The organism is Dietzia timorensis (genome assembly GCF_020742175.1).
GTDB classification, from domain to species: domain Bacteria; phylum Actinomycetota; class Actinomycetes; order Mycobacteriales; family Mycobacteriaceae; genus Dietzia; species Dietzia timorensis_A.
The window spans coordinates 1-15752 of sequence record NZ_DYXM01000180.1; the positions used below are offsets into that span (position 1 = coordinate 1).

The 15752-nt window shown below is 65.2% G+C and carries 14 protein-coding genes, 1 pseudogene and 1 riboswitch; of the genes and pseudogenes, 9 read left to right on the top strand and 6 right to left on the bottom strand.

Annotated features, from left to right (window positions below):
* Together K8V11_RS09290 and K8V11_RS09295 are read left to right on the top strand one after the other, a co-directional pair.
* Window positions 1–926, top strand: a 926-nt coding sequence (locus tag K8V11_RS09290) for a gamma-glutamyltransferase (RefSeq protein WP_303913118.1), incomplete at its 5' end; no start/stop codon positions are given.
* 169 nt (window positions 927–1095) lie between these two features.
* Window positions 1096–1650, top strand: coding sequence for a hypothetical protein (locus K8V11_RS09295; RefSeq protein WP_303913119.1), 555 nt, complete (start codon window positions 1096–1098; stop codon window positions 1648–1650).
* A 2-nt stretch (window positions 1651–1652) separates the two neighbouring features.
* On the opposite strand, the gene K8V11_RS09300 is transcribed toward K8V11_RS09295, so the two are convergent.
* The 4 genes from K8V11_RS09300 to K8V11_RS09315 form a co-directional block, all read right to left on the bottom strand.
* Complete coding sequence (locus K8V11_RS09300; protein ID WP_303913122.1) at window positions 1653–2639, bottom strand: poly-gamma-glutamate biosynthesis protein PgsC/CapC; 987 nt, start codon at window positions 2637–2639, stop codon at window positions 1653–1655.
* A complete protein-coding gene (gene pgsB, locus K8V11_RS09305) occupies window positions 2639–4087 on the bottom strand; it encodes a poly-gamma-glutamate synthase PgsB (protein WP_303913124.1) in 1449 nt (482 codons plus the stop codon). The genes K8V11_RS09300 and pgsB overlap by 1 nt, the downstream gene beginning before the upstream one ends.
* 414 nt (window positions 4088–4501) lie before the next feature.
* The gene (locus tag K8V11_RS09310; protein WP_303913127.1) at window positions 4502–4819 is read right to left on the bottom strand and encodes a GNAT family N-acetyltransferase; all 318 of its coding nucleotides are present in this window, start codon (window positions 4817–4819) and stop codon (window positions 4502–4504) included.
* A 47-nt stretch (window positions 4820–4866) separates the two neighbouring features.
* On the bottom strand, window positions 4867–5670 hold the full coding sequence (locus tag K8V11_RS09315; protein ID WP_303913131.1) for an alpha/beta fold hydrolase: 804 nt from the start codon (window positions 5668–5670) through the stop codon (window positions 4867–4869).
* Between the two features lie 45 nt (window positions 5671–5715).
* On the opposite strand from K8V11_RS09315, the gene K8V11_RS09320 reads away from it, so the two are divergent.
* From K8V11_RS09320 to thiC, 3 genes are all read left to right on the top strand, one after another.
* Window positions 5716–7095, top strand: coding sequence for a hypothetical protein (locus tag K8V11_RS09320; RefSeq protein ID WP_303913134.1), 1380 nt, complete (start codon window positions 5716–5718; stop codon window positions 7093–7095).
* A 113-nt stretch (window positions 7096–7208) separates the two neighbouring features.
* Window positions 7209–7661 (top strand): hypothetical protein, encoded by a 453-nt coding sequence (locus K8V11_RS09325; protein WP_303913137.1) that lies wholly within the window; start codon window positions 7209–7211, stop codon window positions 7659–7661.
* 52 nt (window positions 7662–7713) lie between these two features.
* Window positions 7714–7829: riboswitch (TPP riboswitch) on the top strand.
* Window positions 7825–9573, top strand: a complete 1749-nt coding sequence (thiC, locus tag K8V11_RS09330; protein WP_303913140.1) for a phosphomethylpyrimidine synthase ThiC — start codon at window positions 7825–7827, stop codon at window positions 9571–9573. Its footprint overlaps the riboswitch before it by 5 nt.
* 5 nt (window positions 9574–9578) lie before the next feature.
* On the opposite strand, the gene K8V11_RS09335 is transcribed toward thiC, so the two are convergent.
* On the bottom strand, window positions 9579–11225 hold the full coding sequence (locus K8V11_RS09335; RefSeq protein ID WP_303913143.1) for a putative Ig domain-containing protein: 1647 nt from the start codon (window positions 11223–11225) through the stop codon (window positions 9579–9581).
* A 513-nt stretch (window positions 11226–11738) separates the two neighbouring features.
* On the opposite strand from K8V11_RS09335, the gene K8V11_RS09340 reads away from it, so the two are divergent.
* The 4 genes from K8V11_RS09340 (at window position 11739) to K8V11_RS09355 (ending at window position 15390) form a co-directional block, all read left to right on the top strand.
* Window positions 11739–12338, top strand: coding sequence for a SipW-dependent-type signal peptide-containing protein (locus K8V11_RS09340; protein ID WP_303913146.1), 600 nt, complete (start codon window positions 11739–11741; stop codon window positions 12336–12338).
* A 91-nt stretch (window positions 12339–12429) separates the two neighbouring features.
* Window positions 12430–13095 carry a hypothetical protein gene (locus tag K8V11_RS09345; RefSeq protein WP_303913148.1) on the top strand — a complete coding sequence of 222 codons (666 nt, stop codon included), beginning with the start codon at window positions 12430–12432 and terminating at the stop codon, window positions 13093–13095.
* 4 nt (window positions 13096–13099) lie between these two features.
* The gene (locus K8V11_RS09350; protein WP_303913150.1) at window positions 13100–13729 is read left to right on the top strand and encodes a signal peptidase I; all 630 of its coding nucleotides are present in this window, start codon (window positions 13100–13102) and stop codon (window positions 13727–13729) included.
* Window positions 13726–15390 carry a hypothetical protein gene (locus tag K8V11_RS09355; RefSeq protein WP_303913153.1) on the top strand — a complete coding sequence of 555 codons (1665 nt, stop codon included), beginning with the start codon at window positions 13726–13728 and terminating at the stop codon, window positions 15388–15390. Before K8V11_RS09350 ends, K8V11_RS09355 begins: the two co-directional genes overlap by 4 nt.
* A 66-nt stretch (window positions 15391–15456) precedes the next feature.
* Here K8V11_RS09355 and K8V11_RS09360 read toward each other — a convergent pair.
* A pseudogene (locus K8V11_RS09360) lies at window positions 15457–15752 on the bottom strand (TetR/AcrR family transcriptional regulator); the annotation flags it as partial.

The following is a 15752-nucleotide window of genomic DNA, read 5'->3' on the forward strand; positions in this document are numbered from 1 at the left end:
GCGCCCCCGACGCCCCGGAATCCGGCGGCACCGCCGTGCTCTCTGCGCTCGGGACGCTGCAGAACGTCGAGCTCCCCGCCCCGGAAACCCCCTCCGATGACGGCGGAGACCCTGCGCCAGAATCGGCCCACCTCATCAGCGAGGCCGAGCGGCTCGCGCTTGCCGACCGCAGCGCCTACTCGGCCGACCCTACTTTCGTAGAGCCGCCCGAGGGCGAAACGTTTTCGCTCCTCGACCCGGGCTACCTCTCACAGCGCGCCGCGCTCCTCGACCCCGAGGAGTCGATGGATTCGGCCGAGCCCGGAAAGGAGCCGGCGACGACCGATGACAAGAAGGAGGAGGGCACCTCGCACATCTCCATCGTCGACGGCGACGGCAACATGGCGTCGATGACGACCTCCCTGCAGTCGAACTTCGGCTCGTTCCACATGGCCGGCGGCTTCTTCCTCAACAACCACCTCGAGAACTTCGCCACCGAGCCGGAAAAGAACGGCGAGCCCGTGGCCAATGCGCTCGCGGGCGGCAAGCGTCCGCGCACCGCGATGGCGCCGACGATGGTGTTCTCCGCACGCGAGGACGGCTCGATCGGCAAGCCGTTCCTCGCCACCGGCTCGCCCGGCGGCTCGGAGATCACCTCGTACGTCGTCAAGAATCTCGTCGCGATGCTCGACTGGGGCATGGATCCACAGTCCGCCGCCGACCTGCGCAACTTCGGCGCGATTTCGCGCTCCGAGTCGGTCGTCGAGAAGGGTTGGGGCTCCACGGACGGATCCACCGGGGACGATCTGGTCAACGCGCTGGACGGGCCCGGACCCGATCCGAAGGAGTCCACGATGCCAAGTGGCACCGCAACGATCCTGCGGCACGATGGCGTGCTCGTCGGAGGCGCCGATCCGCGCCGTGAGGGCGAGGTTCGCGGGGGTTAGCGCCGCGTCGGTGCAGTGCCAGCGAGCACCGGCGGGGGTCCCACTCCCCTACCCCCTGGGAACTGTCGGGCCGGCGTTATAAAGTTCCTTTCATTCACGCTCCGAGTGGCGGGGCGCAGGGGAAAGGCAAGAGCCGGCCATGGCAATTCTGGTGAGGTGCGTTGCGGCGGTGGCCGCACTGTTTCTACTGGCGGCGTGCTCGTCTTCGGGCGGCGAGCAGGATGCAGAGTTGACGACGGTGATCAGCACGGTCACGTCGACATCCGCGAAGCCCGCGGCCGCGAAATCGAGTTCGTCCGCCGCGGAGTCTGCAGCCCCCGCCGCCGGCTCCGAGGAGAACGGCGAGGGCAAGAAGTTCGTCGAGTGCATCTTTGGCGGCGGGAATTGGACCGGCACGGCGTTTTTCGCTGACGGCTCCTCAGGGCCCTACCCCGAGTGCGAAGAGCTTCGCAGGGAGGTGCTCCGCAAGAATCCCTACCGCTGCCCGCGAACGGATCATCAGGTGCCCGATCCGTCCTATTGCCAGAATCAGAAAAGGCCATCCCGTAGTTCGGCACCTAGCCGCGAGCGGGCCTCGACTCCTGCTCCGTCGCAGCCCGCTACGCCCGTGACGTCCTATGAACCGGCCCCGAGCGATACGGCGGCCCCGTCAGCCGAGCCGGAACCGTCGCCTAAACCGAGCGCCGCCACCGACCCGCTGCCCGGTACCGACGCGGGGATCTAGCGCTACCCCGCGAGTGCGAGGGCGCCCGCGACCGCAGCGCCGGTCGTCGCCATGCCGAGCCCGGTGCGCCACACACCGACGCGGATCACGTCGTTGGCGATCAGCGCGGGCAGCACGAGTGCGACCACGACGAAGCCGGTGAACACCGCCTGCCCCGTCTGCTGGAGCACGATCATCTGCGCGGCCATCGTCACGATGCCCGATATAAGGATGCCGAGCGTGAGCCGTTGTTTACCGAATACCGGCAGGTAGTGGCACGCGAGGGTGACGAATCCGTATGTCACCGCAACCGCTCCGAGAATCACGAGCGCGGGAATCCAGCCCGAGATCGTCAGCACGAGGATCGCCGCCGTGACGTACCCACCCGAGAGCAGTCCGAGGTAGTCCGAGAGCAGCGCCGCGACGACCACCGACACGAACATGGCGAGCGCGATGCGATTGAAGTCGAGCTCTTCGGTGCCCGCCAGCGCGTCCATCGACAGGGCCTCGGCCCCGAGCAGCGCCTTCGATGCGAGTGTGATGCCGAGCGCGAGCGCTCCCACGCTTGCCACGATCGCGACGAGCGGCACCAGCGTCCGCATGACTCCCTGGCGCTTGAATTCGTGGGCGATGAGGCCGGGAACCATGAACCCGACGATGGTCATCGTGCCCCAATCGAAACCGCGCTCGAACAGGAACTGCGAAACGACGACCTCGTACAGGAGCCCGAGCACCATGCCCATGAGCACGCCGAGCTCGAACGCGCGCCGCGAGGACAACACGAAGAAGCGCAGCACGAGATTGTAGAGCAGCCAATAGCTCACCAGTGACAGCACGATTGTGGCGATCACGTTGAGCGGCTGAACAAGCGCGCCGGCCAGGTATCCGACCGAGATCAGCCCGCCGAGGGAGATAAAGGTGAACCGGTGGAACGCGTACGAGGCGACGACACCGATAAAGAACGCGACGGCGAGGTAGTAATCCGCGACGTCACCTACAAGGCTTTCCATTAATTCTGACCCGCCTTTACCTTCTGGCGCCGGGCGAGCACCTTGAGCGCCGCCTCGAACTTGATGAACTCGGTCTTCGGGGCGGGCGTGGTGATACCGAGCGCCGCCATGTCGTCTTCGTCGTGCACGTCGACGCCGAACTCGGCGAACTCGTGCTCGTATTCCTCGAGAAGCTCGCGATCGAGCTTGGCCTGGATGAGCTGCTCGTCCGGCCCCTCCGGCTCGCGGCCGGTGTTCTCGAACGGCACCTTCTCGGCGTTCTCGAAGTACTCGATGAGCATCTCGGCCTGCGCGGAGTGGATGTTGACCATGCCGACGATCGCGACATCGTCACCGGGAACCGCGTGCACCAGGGAATCGAGCAGCTCGGCGCGGCTCGGATTGGTCGCGGCACCGAGGCGCAGAACGTCCTCGTCCTCCCAGCCATTTCCGACGATCTTCTCGGCGACGGGCCGCTCTAGATCGCCGAGCAGAGCGAGCTTTTCGAAGTGATGATCGACGTCCTCGCACACGATCTCGGCGAAGAGCTCGGCGCGAGTACCACGGTCACTACGGTTGTTGAGGAGCCCGATCTTGGGGCAACCGTCGGGCAGCATGTTGTCGACCTCGTCGAGCACGGAGATCGTCGATTCCTTGTCGTTGACGGCGAAGGCCGGAACCCAGTGGACGCGCTTTCCGTCGATGGGAATCGTGTCGACGGTGACCATGCCCGGATCCGGCTCGGCGGCGAGCATGCCGCGCAGCGCGGTGTCGGTGTCGATGCCGAGGAGCTCGCAGATCTCCAGCCCGACCGCGACGTTCTCCTTGAACTGCAGGTAGCGGTAGGAGCCGACGTGCTCGTCGCTCACCTGATCGGTGTCGGCGACGACGAGCCTGGTGTTCGCCTTCTCGCACTCGGCACGCATCACCTCGAGCACGTCCGGGTTGTGTTCGCCGGTGACGACGACGCCGCCGCGCGGCATCGTCGAGCACAGCGACTTGGCGATTTCCTCGAGGGTCTCGCCCATCTCCTCAGTGTGGTCGATGCGCACGTTGGTGATCACGACGATGTCCGCGCGGACGATCTTGTCCTGGCAGAACTTCTGGTATTCGGGGCGCACGGCCATGCACTCGACGACCATCGCGTTGACGGACTTGTTGATCCACCTACCGAAGATCGAGAACTGCTCGAGGATGTTCGGCGCATAACGGCGCATGATCGGGTGCTCGCTCTTATCCGGGGCGAGCACGCACGCGTAGGTGCCGGTGGTCTTCGCGACGGTCGTACGACCCGATTCGTGAAGGGCGCCGTGAATCAGCCTGGTCACTGTGGATTTTCCGCGGATCCCGTTGACGTGAACGATTGTTTCCAGGTCGCGGAGCCGCGCACGGTGGCTCCGGAAATGCAGCGCGGTGGTAGATAGAACGCCAATGAGGAACACGGCGGCTATTACCAGGAGGATGACCACGAGGGACCTTTCGATCGAGTGCGAAGGACCTTGGGGGAAGGCCCGTTTGCGCGAACTCGACCGCCAGAGACACCCGGCAGAACATACGAATGAGGGGGCATGCTTCTTACGCCAAACGTGGATGCGGGGCGGCCGCTTCACGACGCCAACGGACACTACCGAGCACACGACAGCGCACAAGATTCCCCGAGTGAACGGAGAGCGAACTCCACAAAAGTAAAGGTTGTCCTTATTTATGTGGACTACCGACGCGGTCGACATAACTGCGGAAGTAACAAATGTAGAGGGCTGTGTACTTTTAATCGAAATGTAACCGTGATGTTCGGCACAAGGTCCGGCGTCGGACCAACATCTCGAGAGCCCCGCGACGCATCGGCAATCGACAGACCCACCCCGTGGGCCCATTACAAGGAACTAACGGCCGCGTGCGACGAGCGGCTTGTATTCGGGGAAGCGGCCGAGGTAGCGCTGCACGTAGCTGCACACGGGAGCAATCTGGGCACCGTCGAAGCGCAACCGGGTGAGCACCATCGTCACGAGCAGCCGCGCGATCCCCTGGCGGCCGAAGTTCATCTCGACGACGGTGTGCATGAGTCGGTAGACCTTCGGCCCCGACATGCTCGACGGTTCGATCTCGTAGCCGATGAGGCCGAGCATCGTGTCGCTATCCCACAGTTCGAAGCGCGCCTTGTCGGTGTTGTCGACCAGCGTCAGCGAAGCAGTGCCGCTCATGGTGCCTCCCGGGGATAGCAACGTTTCCGGTATGGTACCCACGCCCGTTACGCCCGGGGAGCGCTCCCGATAAATTCGGCTATCCTCGCTGGCCACGCGCTCACCTCTGCGGGGGTGGAGGCCACCTCGAACTCGGTGTCCGGCAGTACCCGGCGCAGCGCGCGGGCGGAGGACTCCGGGTGCGCGGGGTCGTCGATCCACGCGAGAAGCAGGGCGGGAATGTTCAGCTGCGCGACGTCATCGGCTGGGGGCAGGTCGGTGGCCGCGGCTCCACGAAACGCCGACGGAAGCCATTCGTCGCGCACGTCTGGCAGCACGAAGGGGCGATCAGGGTCCACCGCGGGCGGCTGCGGCGCGCCGCGCTCGCTCTCCCTGAAGGCCTCGCGCCCAAAACGCTCGACGAAGTCCGCGTTCTGCAGGTAGTTCTCCGACTGCGCCGCGCGCGTGTCCCAGATCGTCGGCGGGATGCCTAGGGTCAGAGAGGCGAAGCGCGCCTGGTCCATCGTCGCTGCGGTGAGCAGCGTCGCCGTGCCCATCGACTGGCCGATCCCGTGCACGCGCTCGCCCGGAAACACTTCGTCGAGCACGGTAAACAGGTCCTCGGCGAGCGCAGCCCACGTGTAGTCGGCCGGCTCGCGGGTGCCCGTGGATTCGCCGTGCCCGCGGGCATCGAAGCGCAGCACCCGCGCGCCGTCCAGTGCCGAACCGAGGTCGAGCCCGAAAGCACGGTCGCGCGCCCGTGAAGAAGTGAGACCGTGGAGCTGCACGACCGCCGGCCCACCGGCCGATCCGCGCAGGTCGTAGGCGAGCCGGGCATCGGTTCCGGGCAGCCGAATTTTCTTGTCCGTCATATTCGGGGACCCCTGCTGTAACTATGCTCCCCTAGATTTCAGGGAATGAGGCTTACCACCATAGCGCGCATGGATCTCGCCGCCGGCACTGTGCACCGCTATTCGGTGCAGGTCCGGCCGGTTCCGGACGCACAGGTTCCCGTGTCGTTCGACCAGGAACGGCACGTCTCGCTCGGCTCGCGCCCGGGGTCCTGGATCGCGGTCGCCTTCCGCCCGACTCACCCTGCGGCGCGCGAGGACCTGGCGCGTGCATGGCATGCCGTCATCGCGCGCCACGGCACCCTCAACACCGTGTTCTCTCCCGCCACGGAAACCCCCACCCATGACGCCGGACCTCCCACCTTGACATCCGTAGAGGTGCGCCGGGGTGCGTGGACCACACCGCAGGCGGCGCCGGACGAGGATCCCCGCGAGGTACTGCGCCGGGAGTTCGACCGCGCCTGCGATCCCTTCGCCGCGCCGTCATACGAGCTGTGCGTCGTCGAACCGGAAGGCGGCCGCGGCGGAGATTCGCGCCCGACCGTCGTCATCGGCTTCGACCACGCCCACGTAGACGCGTGGTCCCTTCTTATCGTGGTCCGGGACTTCACCGCGTGCCTCGCCGATGTCGTGAACGGCGCGCCTTCCCCGGGCTCGAACCTCCCACAGGCGCCCGCGTTCGCCCGGCACACCGCGGAGCTCGCCGCCCGGCCGCCTGCCCCGGATAGCGTGCGGCGCAGGTGGGAGGAGATCATGTCCGCGGGCAGCGGCGAGATGCCGGTGTTCCCGCTACCGCTCGGGGATATTTCGGCCCCGAGGGAGGAGGTCGTCGAGGTCCACCACGTTCTCGACACCGAAGGGGTGGAACGATGTGCGGCGCACGCGCGCTCGGCCGGTACGCGGATGATCGCGCTCGCCGTTGCCGAGATGACCACAACACTGCAGGAGCGCGGCGCCGACGGACTGCGCGCGGTGTTCCCCGTCCACTCCCGCACCGGCGACACGTGGCACGATTCGGTCGGCTGGTTCATCACCAACTCCGTCCTCGACTGCGACTCCGGCGATCCGCGGGAATGCGGTCGGCGCATCTCGGAGGCCGTCGCGCTCGGCACTCATCCACTCGAGCCGCTTCTCCGCCCGTGGGGAGGGATGCCCCACACCCCGGGGATGTTCGCGTTGTCGTGGCTCGATCACCGGCGGCTACCCGTCGACATCGACCCGGAACTCGAACCGCAGCATGTCTCGGCGCGTATCTGCACGACCGGCGTCATGGTGTGGTTTGTGGTGAACGACACGGGGCTGCACATGCGCTGCCGCTACCCGGACACCCCGCAGGCCAGGGATGCTGTCGGGGGGTGGCTGCGAGCCGTGAGCACGGGCATCTCCCGACACGCGGAGGCGATGCTGGTAAAGCCGCCGAAGATGCAGGCGGAGCTGTACAGATAGCCTGCGCAACACCGATAATCCAAAGTTCCTTCGAAAACCGCGCTACAACGGTTAACTTAAATGAGACGTTGCTCGTTGTTCGTTCCGTTGACGTTCGAGGTTTCGGAGAGGTCGTGCGTAGTTCACCCAAGGCCATCATCGCCATCTCCGTGATTCTCGGTGCGGCGTTGGCGGTCCCCGTGTGCGTGTCGATCCTGATGTGGGACGAGCTGCCCGAGTTCATCGCCACCTTGTCGGACGTGGACGGGAACGCGACGAGCTGGATGGCCAAGGGCCCCGCGGTGATCACGCTGTGCGGCGCGATTTTCGTGTGCGGGCTCATCGCCTGGGCGTTCGCCTACACCGAGAACGACGGCCACCACCTCTTCCCCGCGGTGAGCGCGGTGGACGTGTTCTTCGCGGTTCTCATGTCGGGGCTGGGCACCGAGATCCTGCGGGTGCAGGCGACGTCCGAGCTCTACGCGCCGACGACGGCGGGGATCGTGCTCAGCGTTCTCTGCGCCGCAGTGCTCGGCATTCTCGTGTTCTATCTGCTTGTCACACGGCCGGCGCGCACAACCGCGTAGTATCGGCGACGCACGTCACACCGACGTGAAACGTGACAACTGAATATGGAATCTTCTCGCACACGGGAGTCCCGTAATTCTGCTCGGGGCTGAGAGGACGGCAGCGTAGCCGTCGACCGTAGAACCTGACCGGGTAATGCCGGCGTAGGGAGTTTTTCTCACCATGAGCGATTCATTCGCGACCGCTGATTCCGCTGCTGCCTCCGAGGCCCTTTCGGGCGCCCGCGAGCCGGGCGAGGCCAAGAACACCGCGCCTGTTGATGCGGTGACATGCGGTCCCATCTATTCCTCGTCGAAAGCATTCGTCGACGTCCCGTGTGAGGACGCCGGCGACTGCGGAACGCTGCACATTCCGTGGCGGCGCATCGAGCTGACCAACGACTCCACTTTCGACGTCTACGACACCTCCGGCCCTTACACCGCCTACGCGGCGGACGGTTCGGACTGCCACGATCTCGCCGACGGGTTGCCGCGGCTGCGCGAGGGGTGGACCCACCCGCTGCCCTCCGGCGGCGCTTCGACCCAGCTGGCCTGGGCACGTGCGGGATTTGTGACGCCGGAGGTCCGGTTTATCGCGGCCCGCGAGGGATTCGAGCCCGAGTTCGTGCGGGCCGAGGTGGCCGCCGGCCGCGCCGTCATCCCGGCCAACCACAAGCACCCCGAGTGCGAGCCGATGGTCATCGGCAAGGCTTTCATGACCAAGATCAACGCGAACATCGGCAACTCGGCGGTCACCTCCTCCATTTCCGAGGAAGTGGAAAAGATGGTGTGGGCGACCCGCTGGGGCGCGGACACCGTGATGGACCTGTCGACGGGCAAGGACATCCACGAAACGCGCGAGTGGATCCTGCGAAATTCGCCGGTCCCGATCGGCACGGTGCCGATTTATCAGGCGCTGGAAAAGGTCAACGGCGACCCGGTAAAGCTCACGTGGGAGCTGTACCGCGACACGATCATCGAGCAGTGCGAGCAGGGCGTGGACTATATGACTGTGCACGCCGGCGTGCTGCTGCGGTACGTGCCGCTCGCGGCGAAGCGGGTCACGGGGATCGTCTCGCGCGGCGGATCGATCATGGCCGCGTGGTGCCTCGCGCACCACCAGGAGTCGTTCCTCTACACCCACTTCGGCGAGCTGTGCGAGATCCTGCGGGACTACGACGTGACGTTCTCGCTCGGCGACGGCCTTCGCCCGGGCTCGATCGCCGATGCGAACGACGAGGCGCAGCTCGCGGAGCTGCGCACGCTCGGCGAGCTCACCGGCATCGCGAAGTCCTACGGCGTGCAGGTGATGATCGAGGGGCCAGGCCACGTGCCGATGGACAAGATCGTCGAGAACGTGCGTCTCGAGGAGGAGTGGTGCGAAGAGGCGCCGTTCTACACGCTCGGGCCGCTTGCCACCGATATCGCGCCCGGCTACGACCACATCACCTCGGCGATCGGCGCGGCGATGATCGCACAGGCAGGCACGGCGATGCTCTGCTACGTGACGCCGAAGGAGCATCTCGGCCTGCCGAACAGGGACGATGTGAAGACCGGCGTGATCACCTACAAGATCGCCGCGCATTCGGCGGACCTCGCCAAGGGCCATCCGAAGGCGCAGGAGCGTGACGATGCGTTGTCGACGGCGCGGTTCGAGTTCCGCTGGCGCGACCAGTTCGCGCTCGCCCTCGACCCGGACACCGCGGTCGAATACCACGACGAGACGCTCCCCGCGGAGCCGGCGAAGACCGCGCACTTCTGCTCCATGTGCGGGCCGAAGTTCTGCTCGATGCGGATCTCGCAGGATATTCGCGACTACGCCGCCGAGAATGGGCTCGACACGGTCGAGGCGATCGAGGCCGGCATGGCCGAGAAATCCGAGGAGTTCGCCGAGGCCGGTAACCGCGTGTACCTGCCGATCGACGCGAACTAGCGAGGTTACTCCGAGCCCTCGGCGCGGCGTGCGAGAACGAGACCTGCGAGCAACGCAAGGCTCACGAGCCCGGCAAGACCGGTGGCTGCCCAGAGCAGGTAGTCGGGAGTACGCGATTCGTTAGACACGTTGCGCATCTCGGTGTTCTCGGCAATCCACGCCGCAGGAAGGGAACCACGGAGCCCGACAGCCCGCTGCTCGGCGTCGAGGCCGGCCGAACCAACGGCCGCAGAATGAGCGAAATTCTGTGAATTCGGCGCCGATGCCGCGGGCTGCCCCACGTAGGGAACGAGCCCGGTTTCTCGCAGTCGCTGCTGCACGTTCGGATCGTTGAACACTACGTACGCGGTGACGCCCAATGCGATCGCACCGACGAGAAGTGGCACAATCCCTAGACCGCCGCCGGCGCTGCCAAGCGATCCCGCCGCGCACGCCGAACTCGAAGACGAACCATTCGCTCCGAGGGAGGCGGCGTCGACGGAGCCGCTGCCGAGTGAGCCGTCTGCATTACTTTGCGCGGCTGGGTTGCATTCCGAGCCGTTGCCTCCGGAGCCGGTGGATCCACTGCCCGAGCTACCTCCGTCAATGAGGTTCGCAAGCCAGCCAAGGCCGATCGAGCTGAGCCATCCAGTGAGGCTGCCGAGAGAGCCGGTTCCGCCCGAAGCGGGCGCTGCGTCTATGACGATCTGGCGAGTAAACGCGTAGGTCTGCCCGCCGTGCGTGTACTTAATTTGGACGTCAAAGGTTCCCGCCCGGTTCGGTGTACCACTGACGTGCCCGTCGGTTGACACACTCAACCCCGGAGGAAGCGAATTCTCGGTGACGGATATCGAGTCGCCTTGGGGGAGTCTCGTAACGAGCTGCGCCGGACCGTAGGCCTTGCCAACCGTGCCCTTTGCCAGAGCCGCCGGGTCGCTCGCGTTCTTCGGGTCGCTTCCCGTCCACACTTCAATACCGTCGGGGATACCGTCTTTGTCGGTATCCGGGTTCTTGGGGTCGGTGAAGTACTCGTTTTCCTCTTCTTCGTCCGTGAGTCCGTCGCCATCCGAGTCGACAACACCGTCGACCGAGAAGTCGATCCACATCCTCGGGCTCGCGCTTTCCTCCTGCGCCTCGTTTCCTGCGCTTTCCGGCACGGACACGACGTCTTCAATTTTGATCACGTCATGGGGTCGAAGATCCACTCCTGCGAGCATGCTTTCATAGTTCGCCCCTCCGGCGTAGCGGAGCTCGGCGCTTCCATTGTCGATCGGATGACTTTCGCCTGCAGCGCTGATCGTGCTCTTCACGTCGAAGAGACCGTTCTCGGACACCTCGTACTTACCAATGCCTGTCGAGAAGCGCCCGACGTCCTCGGAGATGTTGCGGACTAGGTATGTCCTCGAGATCTCGTCGCCCGGTGCCATCGCACAGGGATCTGGTTCTGCTGATTCGGGGGTATCGCATCCCCACTCCCCGATCGCACTCTGCGGCTCGGCGCTCCACTGTGTCCCGTCGATCGAAAACTCTAGTGCCGGGTACGGATTGGTCGAAGGTTCCGGCTCCGACGCCCGCGCCGTCGAAAGCCCACCGAGGACGAGGGTCGCGGTGGTGGCTATTGCCAGCGGAACGAGGCCCCTGCGCCGCGATGAGGACGTAGCTCGAGTTGTCACGAACCTTCTCCTGTGGGTGACCAGCCCCGAAAAACGAGGACAGATGTGGAGTTGCAGCGAGCGTCGCCGCACCGAAGATAAACATTCTCTCTGTTTGGCTATCAGGATCTTACACACGGAAAGCAAGAGTCACACAATATGTGCACCGATGACTTTTTGCGACAACCCCAAACCTCGTCAACGCAACCCTGCGGCACATTCCGCTGCCCGATGTTTCCACATTCGATTTTTCCATAGCAGGTATATGCGATTTTTTGACTCCACCCGAGTCAAAATCCCATCGGAATCCAACGGCCAACCAAGCCCTCGCGACGAATGAGTTACGTCACAACTCGACGTTTCATAAGAAAATAAGCTTCGTGTTTACATTCGCGCACTTCTAGTATTCAATATCTATTGCTCACAGAGTGTTAAGCCTCTGGGGCACTATTGGATCGTGCGGCGTCAAGGTCGTTTGCGAGTCACGACACCACCCACCGGCGCTTCGTGCCCATTTCGAAAGGACTCGCTTCCATGAGCGACAACACCATCTCTCCCGATCAGCAGAACCGCGATCGCAACCGTAAGCGCAAGGCGCTCCTCGCCGGCGGCCTCGTGCTCGGCATCGGCGCCGCCGCGACCCTCGCTGCGTTCACCGATGGTGAGTTCGCCAACGGCACGTTCTCGACGGGCTCCTTCGGTATCGAAGGCTCGACCACCGCGGACGGCACATTCGCCGAGCACGCCTCCTCGGGCGGCGCCGCCACGCTCTCGTTCACGACCTCGGCGACGAACATGACCCCGGGCGACACCATCTACGCGCCGTACTTCATCCGGACCATCGACGGCTCGCTCGCGGGCACTGTCGCCAACGGCACCGCCACCGCCGGCAACACCAACTCGGCGCTTGAGGCCCTCCTGACCCGCGACGTCAAGTTCATCCCCGTCGGCGACACCTGCGACGCGGAAAACTTCGCGGAAGGCACCACCGAAGACGAAGACCTCGGCGCCGACAGCAGCGATACCGTCCAGGCCTGCATCGAGGTGAAGCTGAGCGACAACCAGGGGTCTGTCCAGGAGGCCGGCACCGACGACGCCACCATCGTCTGGGAGTGGACGGCCACTTCCGCCTAGGCGACTCATCGCCATCACCCGAGCGCGGCTGCGGTCCCCCTCGCCGCAGCCGTGCCCGCTCACTCCCTCCCCTTCTCGAAAGGAACGTCCCGTGGACGCTGGATCCCGAATCCCGCACCGGTGGAAGATCGCGGGCGCCATCGCGCTCGCCGGTGCCGGCGCCATCGCTCTCGTGCCGTTCTCCAACACGGTGGCCTCTCTCACCGACAGCGAGTACGCCGCCGGTTCGTTTACTTACAACGCGACCCCATGGTCCATCGAGTCGAGCACGGATCACTCGAACACACTCCCCGGCAAGTGGGCTAGCCACGACACGTCGAACATCGCCATGCTTTCCGTACAGCTCTCGCAGCTCGTACCGGGCCGCGCCTCGTACGCGCCGTTCTCGCTCCGAGTCGCCGCCGGCTCGCCTTCACTCTCGGGAACCGTGGCGATGAGCACGGGAAACCAAGCCAGCGGCTCCATCGCAGACAAAGTAAGAATGCGTACGGTCATCTCGCCCAGCGGAGCGTGCGACGCATCATCGTTCCAGGGATCCGCGACATACCTGGTAGGCACTGCAACGAGCTCCACAGCGACCATGCTCACCGCTCCCAGCGCCGGCGCAACCGTCGCGGCGCCGGTGCCCGGGCAGGCAGGTGCGGCGACCACGCTGTGCTTCGAGTTCCTTGTGCCGCCAACCAACGACACCGCGATGGACGCGCTCAACGGCCAGTCAACCACCGTGCGGTGGACCTTCAGCGGAGAGTCGGTGTAGGGCGATGACGATCACTGGATTCCCCTCCGCCCTCGCCGCGTACGCAGCGCCCGTCGGAGGCAAGAACAACGAACTCAATGTGGCCACCAACACCACTGAGTCAAGCAACTCACATCAGCCGCGGAGCGCCGGTCCATCGTCGCTCACCCGACTCACCGATGCGCTGTTATCGGTGCTCGCGGCCGCAGGGATCGTGTGCATCATCGCGGTCGTCTGCGCGTTCGCGTTCAACATCACGTTCATCATGTTCAAGACCGGCTCGATGAGCCCCACGATCCCTGCGGGTTCGCTCGCCGTGGTCCGCGAAGTGCCCGCCGAGGATATTCAGATCGGCGACGTCACCACGATCGACCGTCCAGGCCAGCTGCCCGTGACCCACCGGGTTATTTCCATCGAGCCCGCCCAGGGCACGGCAAGCGGCGCGATGACGATCCGAATGAAGGGCGACGCGAACGCCGACGAGGATCCGCTGCCCTATACCGCCACCGAGGTGCGCAAGGTGCTGTGGCACGTTGATGGCGTCGGCCCGTGGGTGGCTAAGGCGCAGAACCCGAAGATCATGGCTGTGACGACGGTCGTCATGGCTCTCCTGGTGACCTGGGCCTTCTGGCCCCGAAAGAGGGACGACCGATGAGTGTTCGACTGACTCTGGGCCGCCGCGCTCTGGCTGCGGCCGGCGCTATGGGCCTCGCCGCGGCCGTAGTCGCCGGGACTGCGCTTTCCGTCGACGAAACCTCCGCCGCGTGGACCGACAACGAGGTCGCCCAGGCAACCGCGCCAGCCGCGTGGCCGGTCGGCTGGGCAGGTGTGCAGGCCGCAAGGATCTACACGCCGAAGATTCAGCACACGCACGGATACGACACCACCTACCGCAGCCAGGCGAAGAATTTCGACACGAGCTCCGGCGCCGGGTCTAGCGATGTCTCACTCCGCCAGTCTCTCGTCCAGGGAGGGACCGCCGGAGCGAATGGTGTGCAAACCGAAGGTTCCGGAAGCTACACCTTGGAAACCGGCGGTTACCCCGGAGCGAGCGGGAGCGCACCGCGGGTGGCAATGAGCTCGCAGTCGTGCTCGTACGTGGCCCCCAACTACGTCGCGATTCCCACTGGGGGGTCGGGTAGCTGCGGCGCAGGAGCCGGCGACATGTCTGCGGCCGACCACACGCTCAACTCATTCGGTTTCAATATCGACGAGCGAGGCGGGGCTGGTGACTCGTACGTCAACGCGTTCGGCATCCATACGGGCGTCAAATGCGGCACGAGTTCGGCATCCGTCACCTCACTCTCCGGACAAGTGGACGTCTCTGGCACGAACAAGACACTAGTGGTCAACGACGGCAGGCCGACTTACTACGACGGCAACTACACGACGATTTGGAAGACCGCCAACGGAACTTCGAACACCGGGCTCAGCGGCAACTTCGACACCTACAGAGTTCTTGGCGTGATCGAAGGTGTCCGCTACCGCCCACTAGTCAGGACGATCACTCAGCAGAACCCGCCCTACGCCCTCGCCGAAATCGGCTTCTATCTCGATACTTACGACGGCACTTTTGGCGCGCGAAATCCGGCGTCGAAGTTCTACTTCTCGCTGTCGCGCTCCGAGTGCGGCGTGCGGGACGTTCAGCCCGGTGGAGCGACGAACGCGCCGGGTCGTGCGGCTCCGACCCCTGCACTAGATATCCTCACGAACACGACTTTCCCCACGAACGACAAACCGTTCGAAGACTTCCAGGGAGCAACCACGCTTTCAGAGCCTGCCCAGCCGTCATCGCGGATAGCGGCGCAGGCCCCCGCCGCGAAATCGCCAACCGGAGAAGTGCTGAGCACCAGGGCTCCGAAGGAGTCGGCGACAGGTGCCGATGTCACGACGTCGGCACCGCCGGAGTCCGGGGGTACCACGGCGCCCGGCGCGACCGAAGGCGCCGGCGATGCTGCGGGCACAGAGGACGGAACGTCCGCCGTCACAGCTGAAGAGACGAGTTCATCGGAGGCGAGCACCGCCGCGGAAACCTCTACGCCCGCGATACCCGCGGAGCCCGGCGCACTGCCCGCAGACACAGAGAAGTGCGGGACCGTCGAGGTCGACGGCGAGGAGCTCGACGCCGTGATCCCCTCGGGAGCCGAATGCGATAGCGACGCCCGCCGGGCCGCGAGCCGCGCACTCACCGCCTACATCGCTGACGGCACTCAGAACTCGCGCTGGAAGTCCTTTACCTCGGGCAATCCGGCAGCCGACGGCTGGCGCTGGGCCGCCATCGACACGAAGACCGGCCTGATCGTCTACGTCGAATAGGCACAACGCCAGGGCGAGCAAGACTCGAGGGCCCGGCGCGGCACGCAGCTGCGCCGGGCCCTCGCCCTATTTGACGCTCTTGAGCTTCTCGACCACGCCCAGCAGGTCCTCGACGTTGCGCGCTGTCGAGTCGTCGGAGCCGAGGCTCGCGTTGTAATACAGCCCGTCGCCCATGAGCAGGATCGCCCGGGCGATCGCCGGGTCCTCGACCTCCGCGGCGATGAGCTCGAGCCACCGTTCCTGCGTCTTCCCGAACGCCTCGCGGCGCCGCTCCGCCGGAAGCGAATTGAGCCGCGTCGCCGCGATAATTGCCTGGTCAAGCGGAGAATTCTCGAACACAGAAGTACGCAAGTAGTACGCCG